15 protein-coding genes are annotated in these 14,722 nt (G+C 71.3%); 6 read left to right on the top strand and 9 right to left on the bottom strand.

The window, feature by feature from the left end:
* Window positions 1-21 precede the first annotated feature (21 nt).
* Entirely contained in the window at window positions 22-516 is a 495-nt protein-coding gene (locus ACI2K4_RS24010) for a hypothetical protein (protein WP_404514306.1), read from the bottom strand.
* A 400-nt stretch (window positions 517-916) separates the two neighbouring features.
* Window positions 917-3,259 carry an endopeptidase La gene (lon, locus tag ACI2K4_RS24005; RefSeq protein WP_404514305.1) on the bottom strand — a complete coding sequence of 781 codons (2,343 nt, stop codon included), beginning with the start codon at window positions 3,257-3,259 and terminating at the stop codon, window positions 917-919.
* Between the two features lie 175 nt (window positions 3,260-3,434).
* Between lon and ACI2K4_RS24000 the strand changes: the two genes are divergently transcribed.
* The 6 genes from ACI2K4_RS24000 (at window position 3,435) to ACI2K4_RS23975 (ending at window position 8,411) form a co-directional block, all read left to right on the top strand.
* Window positions 3,435-4,043 (top strand): excalibur calcium-binding domain-containing protein, encoded by a 609-nt coding sequence (locus tag ACI2K4_RS24000; RefSeq protein WP_404514304.1) that lies wholly within the window; start codon window positions 3,435-3,437, stop codon window positions 4,041-4,043.
* Window positions 4,044-4,166: 123 nt separating this feature from the next.
* Window positions 4,167-5,129 carry an ABC transporter substrate-binding protein gene (locus tag ACI2K4_RS23995; RefSeq protein WP_404514303.1) on the top strand — a complete coding sequence of 321 codons (963 nt, stop codon included), beginning with the start codon at window positions 4,167-4,169 and terminating at the stop codon, window positions 5,127-5,129.
* 65 nt (window positions 5,130-5,194) lie between these two features.
* Complete coding sequence (locus ACI2K4_RS23990) at window positions 5,195-6,253, top strand: Rieske 2Fe-2S domain-containing protein (protein ID WP_404514302.1); 1,059 nt, start codon at window positions 5,195-5,197, stop codon at window positions 6,251-6,253.
* Window positions 6,250-6,483 carry a hypothetical protein gene (locus ACI2K4_RS23985; protein ID WP_404514300.1) on the top strand — a complete coding sequence of 78 codons (234 nt, stop codon included), beginning with the start codon at window positions 6,250-6,252 and terminating at the stop codon, window positions 6,481-6,483. Before ACI2K4_RS23990 ends, ACI2K4_RS23985 begins: the two co-directional genes overlap by 4 nt.
* A gap of 19 nt (window positions 6,484-6,502) precedes the next feature.
* On the top strand, window positions 6,503-7,465 hold the full coding sequence (locus tag ACI2K4_RS23980) for a PDR/VanB family oxidoreductase (RefSeq protein WP_404514299.1): 963 nt from the start codon (window positions 6,503-6,505) through the stop codon (window positions 7,463-7,465).
* 202 nt (window positions 7,466-7,667) lie between these two features.
* Entirely contained in the window at window positions 7,668-8,411 is a 744-nt protein-coding gene (locus ACI2K4_RS23975) for a DedA family protein (RefSeq protein WP_404514298.1), read from the top strand.
* A 46-nt stretch (window positions 8,412-8,457) separates the two neighbouring features.
* Here the strand turns inward: ACI2K4_RS23975 and ACI2K4_RS23970 are convergent, their stop codons facing one another.
* The 7 genes from ACI2K4_RS23970 to ACI2K4_RS23940 form a co-directional block, all read right to left on the bottom strand.
* Window positions 8,458-8,826, bottom strand: coding sequence for a SchA/CurD-like domain-containing protein (locus ACI2K4_RS23970; RefSeq protein WP_404514297.1), 369 nt, complete (start codon window positions 8,824-8,826; stop codon window positions 8,458-8,460).
* 60 nt (window positions 8,827-8,886) lie between these two features.
* Window positions 8,887-9,282, bottom strand: coding sequence for an antibiotic biosynthesis monooxygenase family protein (locus tag ACI2K4_RS23965; protein WP_404514296.1), 396 nt, complete (start codon window positions 9,280-9,282; stop codon window positions 8,887-8,889).
* The gene (locus tag ACI2K4_RS23960; protein ID WP_404514295.1) at window positions 9,242-10,537 is read right to left on the bottom strand and encodes a beta-ketoacyl synthase N-terminal-like domain-containing protein; all 1,296 of its coding nucleotides are present in this window, start codon (window positions 10,535-10,537) and stop codon (window positions 9,242-9,244) included. Before ACI2K4_RS23960 ends, ACI2K4_RS23965 begins: the two co-directional genes overlap by 41 nt.
* Entirely contained in the window at window positions 10,534-11,805 is a 1,272-nt protein-coding gene (locus ACI2K4_RS23955; RefSeq protein ID WP_404514294.1) for a beta-ketoacyl-[acyl-carrier-protein] synthase family protein, read from the bottom strand. The genes ACI2K4_RS23960 and ACI2K4_RS23955 overlap by 4 nt, the downstream gene beginning before the upstream one ends.
* A complete protein-coding gene (locus tag ACI2K4_RS23950) occupies window positions 11,802-12,221 on the bottom strand; it encodes a cupin domain-containing protein (RefSeq protein ID WP_404514293.1) in 420 nt (139 codons plus the stop codon). The genes ACI2K4_RS23955 and ACI2K4_RS23950 overlap by 4 nt, the downstream gene beginning before the upstream one ends.
* The gene (locus tag ACI2K4_RS23945; protein ID WP_404514291.1) at window positions 12,214-13,152 is read right to left on the bottom strand and encodes an SRPBCC family protein; all 939 of its coding nucleotides are present in this window, start codon (window positions 13,150-13,152) and stop codon (window positions 12,214-12,216) included. The genes ACI2K4_RS23950 and ACI2K4_RS23945 overlap by 8 nt, the downstream gene beginning before the upstream one ends.
* Before the next feature lie 127 nt (window positions 13,153-13,279).
* A complete protein-coding gene (locus tag ACI2K4_RS23940) occupies window positions 13,280-14,710 on the bottom strand; it encodes an acetyl/propionyl/methylcrotonyl-CoA carboxylase subunit alpha (RefSeq protein ID WP_404514290.1) in 1,431 nt (476 codons plus the stop codon).
* Between the last annotated feature and the right edge of the window lie 12 nt (window positions 14,711-14,722).

The raw sequence follows: 14,722 nt of genomic DNA, 5'->3' as shown, positions 1-14,722 counted from the left end.
GCGGGACTGTCGTGGGATCGGTTATGGGGTGGCTGGGGATTCGGCGTCCAGCAGCCCGACCGCGGCCTCGATCGTGGCCACGAAGTCAGCCGGCGGAATCGTGGCGACAAAAACCCTGTCCCGCTCGCCCGGTACGGGATGCGTCGGTCGCCAGAAGGTGAAGACGAGCACCAGGTCGCCGTCCAGGTAGGCGTACTTCGACAGGTTGTCGACCGTCGGGCCCCACTGCATGAACCAGTACTGCTCCCGGGACTCCGTCTCGTCCGCCACCAGCAGCCGGAAGATCTCCTCCGGCGAACGTCCCGGAAAAGGGCATGACCCCACATCGCCGTGACGCACCCTGGCGGCGGTCGACCGCATGGCGTAGGTGAAAGACGGGAGGTAGGCGCAGTTGTCGTCGACGGTCAGCCGCTTGCCCGCCGCCCAGAGGTCGACGATGCGAAGCTGGGACGACCCTCCCCAGAACTCGCCGATCTCCACCGCGAAGGTGGCCCGGTCACCAAACTGTTGAACCATCGAGGAGCGAGGCTAACAGCCACCCGCTCTGGCGGCTGGGCCGCTCGGACGGAGTCAGTGCCAACTGTCTCGCGTGCGGCCGCTACTCCTCGTCAACTCGTTGTCTCAGGCTTCCGGGACTGTGGCTCGCCCGCGCCGCGCGCCTTCCACGGCTGGTGGACCTCGATCCAGCGCTCCACGTCCTCGACCAGCCGGACCGCGCCATCGGCGAGGTGCGGACCACCCCTGTGTCGACCGGCACGGTGGTGGCCCGTACCGGCTCGAACGGGACTGGCGTCGTGACTGCCTCTGCCCGAAGGGCACCAGCGACAGGACCGAAGACGGAACGACAGCGGGGGCGCCCCACCGAAGTGGAACGCCCCCGCTCGGATCACCCTGGGACCCTGGGTGATCGCAGGTGTCAAGCCACGGCCAGCGCCGAGTCACCCAGTTCCTGGATGCCGTCGACCTCCTCGACCGGCCGCAGGGCCAGTGCGAGCACGTCCGCCACGTCGGCCATGGTGTGCACGGTCAACGCCTCGCGTACCTCGGTCGGCAGGTCGTCCAGGTCGGGCTCGTTGCGCGCCGGGATGATGACCTCGGTGAGCCCGGCCCGGTGCGCGGCAAGCAGCTTCTGCTTCACCCCGCCGATCGGCAGGACCCGACCGGCCAGGGTGACCTCACCGGTCATCCCGAACTCGGGACGGACCGGCCGCCCGGAGGCGAGCGAAGCCAACGCGGTGACCATGGTGATGCCGGCACTGGGGCCGTCCTTGGGCACCGCGCCCGCCGGTACGTGCAGGTGGATCCGGCGTCCGGCCAGCGCGTTCGGGTCGAGCCCGAACTTGCGGCCGTTCGAGCGCAGGTACGACAGGGCGATCTGCGCCGACTCCTTCATCACGTCGCCGAGCTGGCCGGTCAGGGTCAGCCCCGGCTCGCCCTCCATGCTGGTCGCCTCGATGAAGAGCACGTCACCACCGGCTCCGGTGACAGCCAGGCCGGTCGCCACGCCGGGGACGGCGGTGCGCTCGGCCGACTCCGGGGTGAACCGGGGCCGTCCCAGGTAGGTCTTGAGGTTGTCGGTGTCGACGCGTACCGGTTCGTCGCTGGTGGCCAGCGCGACCGCGACCTTGCGCAGGACCCGGGCCAGAGACCGCTCGAGCTGCCGTACGCCCGCCTCGCGGGTGTACTCGGCCGCGATCTGGCCCAGGGCCTCGTCGCTGACGCTGAACTCCTCGGTGGTCAGACCGGCCCGTTCGAGCTGCCGGGGCAGCAGGTGGTCCCGGGCGATGGCGACCTTCTCCTCCTCGGTGTAGCCGTCCAGCGTGACCAGTTCCATCCGGTCCAGCAGCGGGCCGGGGATGGTGTCGACCACGTTGGCGGTGGCCAGGAAGAGCACGTCCGAGAGGTCGAGGTCGACCTCCAGGTAGTGGTCCCGGAAGGTGTGGTTCTGCGCCGGGTCGAGGACCTCCAGCAGGGCCGCCGCCGGGTCACCGGCGTAGCCGGCGGAGATCTTGTCCACCTCGTCGAGCAGCACCACCGGGTTCATCGAGCCCGCCTCGCGCAGCGCCCGCACGATCCGGCCGGGCAGGGCGCCGACGTAGGTACGCCGGTGGCCCCGGATCTCGGCCTCGTCACGTACGCCGCCGAGCGACACCCGGACGAACTTGCGGCCGAGCGCCCGTGCGACCGACTCGCCGAGGCTGGTCTTGCCCACCCCGGGAGGACCGGCGAGGGCGAGCACCGCGCCCGAGCCACGTCCGCCGACCACCTGGAGGTTGCGGGCGGCCCGACGGTTCCGTACGGCCAGGTACTCCAGAATCCGGTCCTTGACGTCGGTCAGGCCGGCGTGGTCGGTGTCGAGCACCTCACGGGCCGCGGCCAGGTCGGTGTTGTCCTCGGTACGCGTGGTCCACGGCATCTCCAGCACCGTGTCGAGCCAGGTACGGATCCAGCCCGCCTCCGGGGAGGCGTCACTGGCCCGCTCCAGCCGTCCGACCTCGCGGATGGCCGCTTCGCGTACCTTCTCGGGCAGGTCCGCGGCCTCGACCCGGGACCGGTAGTCGGCCGAGCCGTCCGGCTCGTCCTCGCCCAGTTCCTTGCGGATCGCGGCGAGCTGCTGGCGGAGCAGGAACTCGCGCTGGGACTTCTCCAGCCCCTCGCGCACGTCCGAGTTGATCCGCTCGGTGACCTCCTGCTCGGCGAGGTGGTCACGGACCCAGCCGACGAGCAGTTCGAGTCGGGTCGTCACGTCCGGCGCGGTGAGCAGTTCGATCTTCTGGGTCAGGCTGAGCCACGGTGCGTAGCCGGCCGAGTCGGCCAGCTCGCCGAGGTCGGTCATCCGCTCTAGGGCGTCGATGACCTGCCACGCCCCGCGCTCCTGGAGCAGCGAGGTGGCCAGGGCCTTGTACTCGCGAGCGAGTTCCTTGGCCTTGCCGTTCGGCGTGGGCTCGTCGAGTTCGGTCGCCTCGACCCAGAGCGCGGCGCCGGGTCCGGGCACGCCGGAGCCGATCCGGGCCCGGGTGATGCCACGGACCACGGCGGCCGGCTCGCCGCTGGGCAGCCGACCAACCTTCTCGATCAGGGCGACAACGCCCATGGAGCCGTATTCCCCGTCAACCCGGGGCACCGCAAGTACCTTCTTGTCACCCGCCGCGCGTGCGGCGTCGACGGCAGCCTGGGTGCTCGGGTCGAGGGTCACCGGGATGACCATCCCGGGCAGCAGGACTGCGTCGGTCAGGGGCAGAACCGGAAGAGTTGCCATCGAACACCTGCCATCGTTTGAGTTGAGCCTGTACGACTCAAGTAACAAACGGTGCCCTGTGTTCCGCCTTGTGACGCAGGCCACACCCCGGGCCCTGCGCCACCGACACGACACTACCCGGGATCGGGGGGCGCATCGGCGGGCTTCGCTGGGCGCACCTGTAGCCTGTGCTGTCGTGAGCCAGCCGCCCCTCGACAACCAGCGGCAGGAGCCCCGCGCCCACGTCTACGGTCGGGGCAACCAGGCCGCCGGGCGATACCGGTCGCCGATCCCACGGCCGCCGTCAGCTCCGCCGACGACTCCGCCGGCCGTGGTCCCGAATTCCCGCACAGCCGTCAACCGGCGACGGTTCTGGCTGCTCACCCTGCTGCTGGTGCTGACCCTCGGGATCGGCGCGGCAACCCTGAGCGCGGTCTTCGCCGACCAGACCCCGCCGGCGACCGCGCTCTCCCCCGACGACGCGGTGCCGGCACGGGTCGAGCCACCGGCACCGCCGACACCCCGGCCGCCGAGCAGGTCGACGCCGCCCGAGCCGGCCCGGCAGGCGCCGGTCGACAGCGAGGACCGCGAGCCGGTGCCCGCGCCTTCCACCCGGGTCGCGCCGACCGGACAGCCCGGCGTCTCGCCGACCCTTCGACCGGTGCCGACCGAAGGGGTCACGTACAAGAACTGCAACCAGGCACGCAGAGCCGGCGTCACCCCGCTGCGCACCGGCGATCCGGGCTACTCGGCGAAGCTGGACAAGGACGGCGACGGTGTCGCCTGTGACAACAAGAAGGACTAGCGCACCGAACGGCCATTTGTTGACCGGCCGACCGGACGGACTCTAGGGTCCATAGAGGATTCTGCCCTCACGATTCACACGGGGATGGCCGGGCGCTACCGCGGCGGCCAGATCGGGAGCACGATGATGCGCACCAGACTTGCCGTCCTGCTGGCCACAGCGCTGCTGCTCACCGCGTGCGGCGGTGGGGACGGCGAGAGCGCCGAGAGCCGCAGCACCGACGAGAACAGAAAGATCACCGTCGGGGTGATTCCGATTCTGGACGTGGCGCCCATCTACCTCGGTGTCCAGAAGGGATTCTTCGCCCAGCGCAAGCTCGAGGTCAAGCTCGAGCTGGCCCAGGGCGGCGCGGCCATCGTGCCGGCCGTCCTCTCCGGACAGTTCCACTTCGGCTTCAGCAACAACACCTCGCTCCTGCTCGCCCAGACCCGTGGTCTGCCGCTGAAGATCGTGGCACCGGGCTCCGCCTCGACCGGCGTACCGGGCAAGGACTTCGCCGGGGTGGTCGTTCCCGAGGCCAGCCCGATCAAGTCGAGCGCCGACCTGTCCGGCAAGTCCGTCGCCATCAACACGTTGAACAACATCAGCGACACGGTCGTACGCGAGGCGGTCCGCAAGGCCGGCGGCGACCCCCGGTCGGTCAAGTTCGTCGAGCTGCCGTTCCCGGACATGCCGGCCGCCGTGGCGAACGGACGGGTCGACGCGGCCTTTGTCGTCGAGCCCTTCCTCACCATCGCGCGCAACCAGAAGGCCCGGGACATCGCCTCGGCCTACGCGGAGGCCACCCCGAACCTCTCGGTGGCCACCTACTTCACCGCCGACCAGATGCTCAAGTCGGATCCGGAACTGGTCCGGGCGTTCACCGAGGCGATGGTGGAGGCGCAGGCGTACGCCGCCTCGCACCCGGACGAGACCCGCCAGATCCTCTCCACCTACACCTCGATCGGCGCCGAGATCATCCCCACCCTCACGCTGCCCGCGTTTCCGGCCCAGGTGAACCGGGAGTCCGTACAGGCGCTCGCCGACATGGCCGAGCGCGACGGGCTGGTCACCAAGCCGCCGCAGGTGAGCGCGCTCTTCCAGTAACCCGGAACGGACGTCCTCCCCGTCGCGCGTGGGCGCGGCGGGGACCACCGGGAAGGAGACCGGAGATGGAGTTCGTCAGGAACCAGTGGTACGTCGCGGCGTACGGCACCGAGATCGGGCGGGACCTGTTCAGCCGTACGGTCTGCGGCGAGTCGATCCTGTTCTGGCGCACCGAGGCCGGGGCGGTGGTCGCGATGAGCGACCGCTGCGTACACCGCAGGTTCCCGCTCTCCCAGCCTCCCAGCCACCTCGTCGGCGACACCGTGGTCTGCGGTTACCACGGCTTCACCTACGGCCCCGACGGGGTCTGCGTGGCGGTGCCGGGGCAGACCCGGATTCCGCGTACCGCCAGGCTGGGCGCCTACCCGGTGAAGGAGCAGGACTCCTTCGTCTGGGTCTGGATCGGTGAGACGGCGCTGGCCGACGAGTCGCTGATCCCCCGCGCGCCGTGGTTGCGGATGGAGGGCTACACCACGGTCTACGGGATGGAGCCGCTCGCCGCCAGGTACGACCTGCTGGTCGACAATCTGCTCGACCTCTCCCACGAGACCTACCTGCACGGTGGTTACATCGGCACTCCCGAGGTGGCGAACACGCCGATCACCACGGAGGTCGACGAGGAAAAGAACATCGTGTACGTCAGCCGGCACATGGACGACGCCGAGTGCCCGCCGTTCTACTCCCGCTCGACCGGGATCGAGGGGCGGATCGTGCGCTGGCAGGACATCGAGTACCACCCGCCCTGCCTCTACCTGCTGCACAGCCGGATCGCACCGGTCGGTGTCTACCCCGAGCCGGACGGCAGCGACGAGAACGCCTTTCACGTCGAGGTGGTCTACGCGATCACCCCGGAGACCGCGACGAGCACCCACGACTTCTGGGCCGTCGCCCGCGACTTCGCCCTGGACGACCAGGAGGTGTCCGACTTCCTCGGGACCAGCAACCGGACCGTGGTGTTGCAGGACGTCACCGCGCTGAACAAGCTCGAACAGGTCATCGCCACCGAACCGGCCGGTTACCAGGAACTGAGCATCAACATCGACACCGGCGGGCTGGCCGCCCGGCGCATCCTGAAGCGGATGGCCGAGGCGAGCGCGCCGCAGGCGCGGGCAGCGGCGCGATGACCACCGAGCCGCGCAGGCTCACCGGCACCGGCGTGTACCGCATCGTCTGGCTGCCCGGCTCGGACCGGCTGCGCGGCACCTGCTGGTGCGGCACCGACCGGGACGCCGACGATCCGGTCGAGCTCTGGGACTGGCTGCTGGGCCATCCCGACCAGCACGGGGACGAGGGGTCGGGGAGCGGTCGACCGGCCCCGGCGGGCGGGCGGTCGCTGGCCGGGACACGATCGTGATCCACCGGGAGGAGTCGACATGGGCGGCGCGGGCGACGAGGCAGAGTTCGACCTGGTCGTCCGGGACCGGGAACAGGTGGCGCACGGCGTCGTACGGCTGACCCTGGCCCGGCCCGACGGCGGCCTGCTGCCGGAGTGGGCGCCCGGCGCCCACATCGACCTGGCCGTGGGTGACGGCAAGGCCCGGCAGTACTCGCTCTGCGGCGACCTCGCCCAACGGCGGCACTGGACGGTCTCCGTGCTGCTGGAGCCGCAGTCGCGGGGCGGCTCCCGGTTCCTGCACGACACCCTGACGGTCGGCGGGACGGTGCTGGCGCGCGGACCCCGTAACCACTTCGCGCTCGACCCGGCGCCGGCCTACCTCTTTGTCGCCGGTGGCATCGGTATCACCCCGATCGTGCCGATGCTCGCCGCCGCCGAGGCCGCCGGCAGACCGTGGCGGCTGGTGTACGGCGGACGCACCCGTACCTCGATGGCCTTCGCCGACGAGTTGACCCGCCGGTACGGCGACCGGGTCGAGATCCGCCCGCAGGACGAGATCGGGCTGCTCGACCTCGACACGATCCTCGCCGACGTCGGGGCGACGACGCTGGTCTACTGCTGCGGTCCCGAGCCGCTGCTGCTCGCGATGGAGGCGGCCTGCCGGCAGCGGCACGTGGCTGGCCTGCGGATGGAGCGGTTCGCCCCGAAGGAGCAGGGTCCGCTGGCCCGGGAGGGCTCGTTCGAGGTCGAACTCGCCACGTCGGGCCTGGTGCTCACCGTGCCGCCGGACCGGTCGGTGTTGGAGACGATCGAGGCCGCCGGGGTGCACGTGCTCTCCTCCTGCACCGAGGGGACCTGCGGCACCTGCGAGACGACGGTGTTGGCCGGGGAGGTCGACCACCGGGACTCGCTGCTCACCGACGACGAGCGGGCGGCCAACGACACCATGTTCGTCTGCGTCTCCCGCTCCCGGGGTCCGCGGCTGGTCCTCGACCTCTGACCGGACCGAGCCCCGGCGGGTCGGTCCGCACCGCGCGGCGGAGCTTCTCCGACGCCTGCCCGGTTCCGGGGGCAACGGGACCTTCCCGACGGCGAGTCCGGTTCCGGGGCCGTCCGGGTGGCTGCGAGGCTGGCGCATTTCCCCAGGTCCGACACCTGCCGGGTGGTCTGATGGTGCTGGTGGCGCGAGCACACCGCCACCGGTGCGCCATGCCGGGACGCAGCCGCCGGGACGAGGGGACAAACATGCCGACACCCGTCGGAGCCGACGTACGCCGGGCCGGCGGCGGTCGAGTTCGGCCGCCGTACGGCAACGGCTGAACGGCTCCGGGGTGGACTGGCTCAGCGACATCGTCTCCGGCCTGTCCGGCTGGCCGTTGCTGGTGCTGGTCGGAGCGCTCGCGTTCGGCGAGTGCGCCGCCTTCGTCGGGCTGATCCTGCCCGGTGAGACGGCGCTGCTGATCGGGGGCGCGCTCGCCGCGACCGGGCGGACCAACATCGCCGCCCTGGTGATCGTGGCCGCCGTCTGCGCGGTGATCGGGGACAGCGTCGGCTACGAGATCGGCCGCCGGGTCGGGATGCCGTTGCGGCGCAGCCGGCTGGGCCGGTGGATCGGCGAGGAACGCTGGCAGCGGGCGGAACGGTTCATCGACCGGCACGGTCCGGCCGCGGTCATGCTCGGCCGTTGGGTCGGGGTGCTGCGGGCGCTGGTGCCGGCCCTGGCCGGGATGACGCGGATGCCGTACCGGCGGTTCCTGCTCTACAACGTCATCGGCGGGGTTAGCTGGGCGACCGCCGTCATCCTGATCGGCTACGTGCTCGGCGAGTCGTGGAAGCGGGCCGAGAGCTACCTCGGGGAGGCGGGCGCCGGCATCGCGGCCGCGGTGGTGCTGGCGCTGATCGTCCGCTGGCTGGTCAAGCGCCGGCGCCGGCGCCACCACCGCTGAGCAGGCCGGCGCCACCAGCACCGACCGGTCGGCGCCCGCCGCCTCGCTACCGGTCGTGCCGGCGGGTGAGCACGCACTCCATCGAGGCGCTGCGGAAGAAGTCCCGGGCGCCCTGCGGGGTGGTCATGTCCCGGGGCACCGCCAGGTGCTCCTGCAACTCCTGCTCGAACTCCCGGATCGTGTCCTGGCGGCTGATGTGGGTGGCGACCAGACCGAGCGGTCCCTCGACCTCGATCACCCGGACCGCCATCTCACGGCCGACAAACGCCATCGTGCTGAGCAGGCGTCCCACCAGTCGTCCGTCGTCGCCGTAAATCTGGAACTGCGGTCGTCCGCTCATCCGGAACAGTTCCTTGACCTTCTCCTCACTCCTCGCCTTGAGCGGATAGTGCAGCGCGTGCCAGCTCGAAGCCATGGCTTTCCTCCTGAGGGGTTGCGGCGGTGTCCGAGGGACGCACACCGCCGTACGGGTGGTTCAGTCCTCCGCCCGCTCGCCGGGTCCGGCGCGGACCGGCGTACGGTCCCGGGCCGAGGTCTGCGCGTGAATGGCGAACCGCATCGAGCGGGCCTCGGTCATGCACTCACGCATCGGCTTGACCAGCTCACGGTGGTCGCCGCTGCGTTCCCACGCCTCGAAGTCCGCGAGCGACCGCCACTCGCTGGTGATCAGCCACTGTTCCGGGTCGGTGGCCGAACGGCAGACCTGGTCCACCAGGTGTCCGGGCACCCCCTCGGCAACCTGGTAACGAATCCGTTCGTACGCCCGGAGGAACTCGTCCGTCCGCTCACCCGGCACCCGGATGAGGAACACCACCCGTGCACTGCCCGACTCATCCATCGCCGTCTCCTCCCGGCCCGTTGGTTGATCCATCCCGCTGTCCGGGCAGCCCCGCCGAGGGTTGGTAGGCGCGGATCAGCACGGAACTGTTGAACCCGTCGAAGCCCCGCGCGCCGACCAGCGCCGTACGGACCCGCTGGCCACGGGTCTGCCGGACGAAGTTCAGCTCGCAGCCGGGAGCCGGCTGGTCGAGCCCGGCGGTGGGGGGCAGCACCTGGTGCCGCAGTGCGAGCAGCGCGTTTGCCGCGTCCAGCGCCGCACCGCCCTGGTGTGCCCGTCCGACCAGCGGTTTCTGCGTCGTCACCGGCGGCGTCTGCGGCCCGAAGACGGTACGCAGCGCGTCCGCCTCGCTCCGGTCGTGGCGCGGTGACCCGAGCGCGTCCGGGAAGACCACGTCCACCTGCTCGGGGGCACAGTCGGCGCGGTCCAGGGCCAGCCGCATCGAACGGGCGTACTGGGTGGGGTCGACCGGGCCGACCCGGGCCGTGTGCCGCCCGTCGTGGGTGGCGCCCCAGCCGGCGATCTCGCCGTACACCGTGGTCACCCCACGGGCGAGCGCGTGGTCGAGGTCCTCGACGACAAAGACCGCGCCGCCCTCGGCCGGTACGTAACCGGAGGCGGACACGTCGAACGGCCGGTACGCGCGGTCCGGGTCGTCGCCGACGCTGAGCAGCCCGTTGCGCATCTGACAGGCCAGGGCGTACGGGCTCAGTGGGCACTCGGTCCCGCCGGCGATCACCACCGGGGTGCCCCGGCGGATGATCCGGGCGGCGTGGGCCAGGCTGTCCAGGGCGCCGGCCGCCTCGGCCACCAGCACCCCGCACGGTCCCTTGAACTGGTGGTGGATGGAGACCTGTCCGACGCTGGCCGCGTAGAACCAGGCGATCGACTGGTACGCGCCGACGGTGCGGGATGGCTGCCCCCAGAGCCGTTGCAGCTCGCGCTGGCCGAACAGGTTCCCGCCGGAGGAGCTGGCCAGGGTCACCGCGTAGCCGTACGGGTCGGTGGCGACCTCGGGCAGCCCGGCGTCGGCCAGCGCCAGCCGGGTGGCGGCGAAGCCGAGATGGGTCCAGCGGTCGGTCTGCACCAGCCGGCGGTTGTCCGCGTAGGTGGTGGCGTCGAAGTCGGCCACCTCACCGCCGAGCGTGCTCGGGTAGCACCCGGGGTCGAACAGGGTGATCCGGCCGATCCGGTTCTCCCCGGCCAGCACGGTCTTCCAGTGCGCGTCCGTGCCGATCCCGCTCGGCGCGACCACGCCGATGCCGGTGATCACCGGCCGGGCGGTCATCGGTTGCTCTCCCGCAGCCGCTTGAAGACCATCGCCGACTGGAAGCCACCGAAGCCGCTGCCGACCGAGAGTGCCACGTCCACCGGCAGGTCCCGGGCGGTGTTGGGGACGTAGTCGAGGTCGCACTCGGGGTCGCGGTTGGCCCAGTTCGCGGTCGGTGGCACCACGCCGTACTCGATGGCCAGCGCACAGGCGGCCATCTCGATCGACCCGATCGCGCCGAGCGAGTGCCCGACCATGGACTTGATCGAGCTGATCGGCACCTGGTACGCGGCCGGGCCGAGCGAGCGCTTGAACGCGGCCGTCTCGTGCCGGTCGTTCTGCCGGGTGCCCGAGCCGTGCGCGCTGACGTACGAGATCTCGTCCGGGTTGACCTGGGCCTGGTCGAGCGCGGAACTGATCGCCAGGGCCATCTCCACGCCGTCCGGGCGCAGGCCGGTCATGTGGTAGCCGTTGCTGCGGTTGGCGTAGCCGCCGACCTCGCAGTAGATGTGCGCGCCCCGGCGCAGGGCGTGCGTCAACTCCTCCAGCACCAGCACCGCCGCCCCCTCGGCGAGGACAAAACCGTGCCGGTCCCGGTCGAACGGCCGGGAGGCGTGGGCCGGGTCGTCGTTGTCCGGCGTGGTCGCCTTGATCGCGTCGAAGCAGGCGACCGTCACCGGGGAGATCGGCGTGTCCGAGGCCCCGGTGACGACGATGTCGGCCTCGCCGTCGGAGATGAGCTGGTAGGCGTACCCGATCGAGTCGATGCCGGAGGTGCAGCCGGTGGAGATCACCTGCGCCGGCCCGTGCAGCTCGTGCCGGACCGCCACGTCCGCCGCCAGGCTGCTCGGCACCAGCGCCTGGTAGAGGTACGGGCCACTGCACTCGTGGTCGACCAGCCACCGCGCACCGGAGTCGCTGGCCACCACGTACTCGTCCTCCAGCGCCATGGTGCCGCCGACCGCCGAGCCGAGCACCACCCCGGCACGCGTACGCACCTCGTCGGTCAGCTCCAGCCCGCTGTCGGCCAGCGCCTCGATCGACCCGGCGAGGGCGAACTGGACGTACCGGTCGGCGCGGCGACGTTCGCGCGGGGTGAGCCCGGCCGCGACCGGGTCGAACTCGCACTCGGCCGCGATCTGGGAACGGAACGGCGACGGGTCGAAGAAGCTGATCCGGCGGGTGGCGGTCTGGCCCTCGGTGATGGTGGACCAGAACTGTTTGCGGGTCGGGCCGCCCGGTGCCACCACCCCGATGCCGGTGACGACCGTACGCCGGGTGGTCATGACGCGAACTCCGGTCGCGACGGCGGGGTGCCGGTGCGCTCGGTGTCGACGTGGCCCAGCTCCGGGCGGGGCGCCAGGGGGCCGAGTTGGAAGACCACCTCGGCCGGTTCGTCACCGGTGTTGCGCAACCGGTGCCGGGTGTCGACCGGGATGAACAGCGCCTCGCCAGCGGCGACCGGCACCGGTTTGTCGTCCAGGTCGACGGTGATCGCGCCCCGGGTGACGTAGAGGAACTCCTCGCTGTAGGGGTGGTAGTGCTCGGCGATCCGCTCGCCCGGCGCCATGGTGGCCACCCCCATGAACCCCGAGGTGCTGCCGACGGTCTTCGGGCCGAGCAGCACCCGCAGTTCGCCGCCGCGTCGCTGGTCGGGCGCCACGTTCCGGGCGGCGATCAGGTACGGTCCGAACTCACTCATCGTCTCCCCCATTCGGTACGTCCAACGCCCGCTCCCGCGCGGCCAGCTCGATCCGGTCCCGGATGAGGTTGAGCTGGATCCTGCTGTTGGTGTTGATCCGTTCGGTCATCTGCCTGTTGTCGACCGGGGCGGTGGGCTTCATGGCGAAGTCCTGGACCCAGGTCATCCGGGTGCCGCCGGGCACCTCGTCGTACCGCCAGTAGATCCGCATGTACGCGAACGGCCCGGTCTCCACCCGGCGCGCGTGCACCTCGAACTGCTCCGGGTTCATGGTCCGTTCGCTGACCCAGCTCCAGGCGATGCCGTTCTCGTCCGGGAACATGGTCAGCCGGAACAACACCCGGTTGCCCCGCTGTTCGAGCACCTCCGCCAGTTGGTACTCGGTGAAGAGGTTGGGCCAGGCGCCGACGTCGTTGGTCAGTTCCCAGACGAGTTGCCGGGGCGCGAGGATCACCACGCTGTTCTCGGTGTGTCCGGGCGGGTCCGTGTCCTGGGCGGGCTCGGCCGGACCCGGTACGCCCGCACCGACCGTCGCGGCGGGTTCCGCCGGCCCGGTGCCGGCCGCCGGCCCGGTGGTGGTGACGGCGGGCTCGGTGGTGACGGCGGCCTCGATGCCGGCTGCCGGCTCGACGGTGACGGTGGGCGGCGCGTTGGTCTGCGTCGGCACCAGGGGCGGTTCGGCCTGGCGGTCCACCAGTTCGGCGATGTCGGCGATGCTGAGATGCTTGACCTCCTCGGGGATCTGCACCTGGTACCGGTCCGCGACCACGGCCTGCAGTTCGAGCAGAGCCAGTGAGTCCATGCCCAGTTCCTCCAGCGAGGCGGTGGGCGCGGCGGCGGCCGACTCCGCGTTGAGTCCACAGTTGCGGACCAGGATCGAGGTGATGTCCTCGGCTGTCGCCAGCCGCTTGTCCGCCTTCTGCACGGTCATCTGGCTCTCCTTGAACTTCGGGATCGGGATCGGGATCGGGACCTGTCGGGTGGAAAGGGGGACGGCGTGCCGGTGGGAGGAGGGGACGGTGCGCCGGTGGCCGGTGCCGGTCCGCCACGGGCGGTCGTCATGCCGCCGGTGCCGTGGGACGACGCGTACCGTCGGCCGGAAGCGTGGACGGGTCGACCGCCGGCCGCGCGGGCGCGGCGCCGTCGCGCAGCAGCCGGTCGACCAGGTCGGTGGAGTAGCGGCCCTTGCGGAACCGGGCGTCGTCGAGGACCCGACGGACGAACGGGATGGTGGTGTGCACCCCGGGCCCGCCGATGTCGAACTCCTCCAGCGCCCGCTCCAGCCGGTCGATGGCGAGGGTCCGCTCCGGTGCCCAGACCACGACCTTGGCGAGCAGCGAGTCGTAGTGCGGTCCGACCACGTACCCGGGTGCACCGTGCGTGTCGACCCGGGTGAACGGGCCGTCGGGTGGCCGGAACCGGTCCAGCCGGCCGGGTGTGGGCAGGAAGTCCCGATCCGGGTCCTCCACGTTGACCCGGCACTCGATCGCCACGCCGCGCAACTGGACCTCGTCCTGCCGGATCCGCAGCGGTACGCCACTGGCCAGGTACAACTGCTCGTGCACCAGGTCGATCCCGGTGATCATCTCGGTGACCGGGTGCTCCACCTGGATCCGGCAGTTGATCTCCATGAAGTAGAACCGCTCCGCCTCGTCGACCAGGAACTCCACGGTGCCGGCACCGGTGTAGCCGACGTCGAGCGCGCCGCGCAGGGCCGCCGCGGCGATCGCGTGGAGCGTGGCGGCCGAGAGCGCCGGAGCCGGGCCCTCCTCGACCAGCTTCTGGTGGCGACGCTGTACCGAGCAGTCCCGGGTGCCCAGATGCACCCCGCCACCGTGCCCGTCGCAGAGCACCTGCACCTCGACGTGACGGGCCTGGGGCAGGTACCGCTCGACGTAGACCCGGTCGTCGGCGAAGACCGCCCGGGCGACGGTCCGGGTGTGCGCGTACGCGCGGGCGAAGTCGGCGGCCGACCAGACCACGGTCATGCCCCGGCCACCGCCACCGGCGGCGACCTTGATGATCACCGGGTAGCCGATCTCGTCGGCGACCGCCCGCGCCTCCCCGACCGTGCCGAGCGTCTCGACACTGCCGGGCAGCAGCGGCAGGCCCGCGTCACGCATCAGTGCCCGAGCCCGGGACTTGTCGCCGAGGGCGGCCATCACCTCGGGCCGGGGTCCGACGAAGACCAGCCCGTTGTCGGCGCAGATCTCGGCGAAGTCCGGGTCCTCGGAGAGGAAACCGTAGCCGGGGTGGATCGCCCCGGCACCGGTCTGCCGGGCCGCCTCGATGATCGCGGCGGCGTTGAGGTAGCTGTGTCGGCTGGCCGCCGGCCCGATGCAGACACTCTCGTCGGCCTGCCGGACCACGGCCGAGTCCCGGTCCACGGTCGAGTGCACGGCCACCGTACGGACGCCCAGTTCACGGCAGGCCCGCGCGACCCGGAGCGCGATCTCGCCACGGTTGGCGATGAGCAGCTTTTCGAACATCGGACACCGTCC

It is taken from the genome of Micromonospora sp. NPDC050397, assembly GCF_044901685.1.
GTDB lineage: Bacteria > Actinomycetota > Actinomycetes > Mycobacteriales > Micromonosporaceae > Micromonospora_G.
Note: the sequence above shows the minus strand (reverse complement) of the source record. Positions and strands in the feature narration are given on the sequence as shown.

Bases quoted from the DNA above. Each gene is read 5' to 3' on its own strand.
- ACI2K4_RS23990 (WP_404514302.1), top strand. From the start codon at position 5,195: ATGGAGTTCGTCAGGAACCAGTGGTACGTCGCGGCGTACGGCACCGAG.
- ACI2K4_RS23980 (WP_404514299.1), top strand. From the start codon at position 6,503: ATGGGCGGCGCGGGCGACGAGGCAGAGTTCGACCTGGTCGTCCGGGAC.
- ACI2K4_RS23995 (WP_404514303.1), top strand. From the start codon at position 4,167: ATGATGCGCACCAGACTTGCCGTCCTGCTGGCCACAGCGCTGCTGCTC.
- lon (WP_404514305.1), bottom strand. From the start codon at position 3,259: ATGGCAACTCTTCCGGTTCTGCCCCTGACCGACGCAGTCCTGCTGCCC.
- ACI2K4_RS24010 (WP_404514306.1), bottom strand. From the start codon at position 516: ATGGTTCAACAGTTTGGTGACCGGGCCACCTTCGCGGTGGAGATCGGC.
- ACI2K4_RS23965 (WP_404514296.1), bottom strand. From the start codon at position 9,282: ATGGATCAACCAACGGGCCGGGAGGAGACGGCGATGGATGAGTCGGGC.
- ACI2K4_RS23950 (WP_404514293.1), bottom strand. From the start codon at position 12,221: ATGAGTGAGTTCGGACCGTACCTGATCGCCGCCCGGAACGTGGCGCCC.
- ACI2K4_RS23940 (WP_404514290.1), bottom strand. From the start codon at position 14,710: ATGTTCGAAAAGCTGCTCATCGCCAACCGTGGCGAGATCGCGCTCCGG.
- ACI2K4_RS23955 (WP_404514294.1), bottom strand. From the start codon at position 11,805: ATGACCACCCGGCGTACGGTCGTCACCGGCATCGGGGTGGTGGCACCG.
- ACI2K4_RS23960 (WP_404514295.1), bottom strand. From the start codon at position 10,537: ATGACCGCCCGGCCGGTGATCACCGGCATCGGCGTGGTCGCGCCGAGC.
- ACI2K4_RS23945 (WP_404514291.1), bottom strand. From the start codon at position 13,152: ATGACCGTGCAGAAGGCGGACAAGCGGCTGGCGACAGCCGAGGACATC.
- ACI2K4_RS23970 (WP_404514297.1), bottom strand. From the start codon at position 8,826: ATGGCTTCGAGCTGGCACGCGCTGCACTATCCGCTCAAGGCGAGGAGT.
- ACI2K4_RS23985 (WP_404514300.1), top strand. From the start codon at position 6,250: ATGACCACCGAGCCGCGCAGGCTCACCGGCACCGGCGTGTACCGCATC.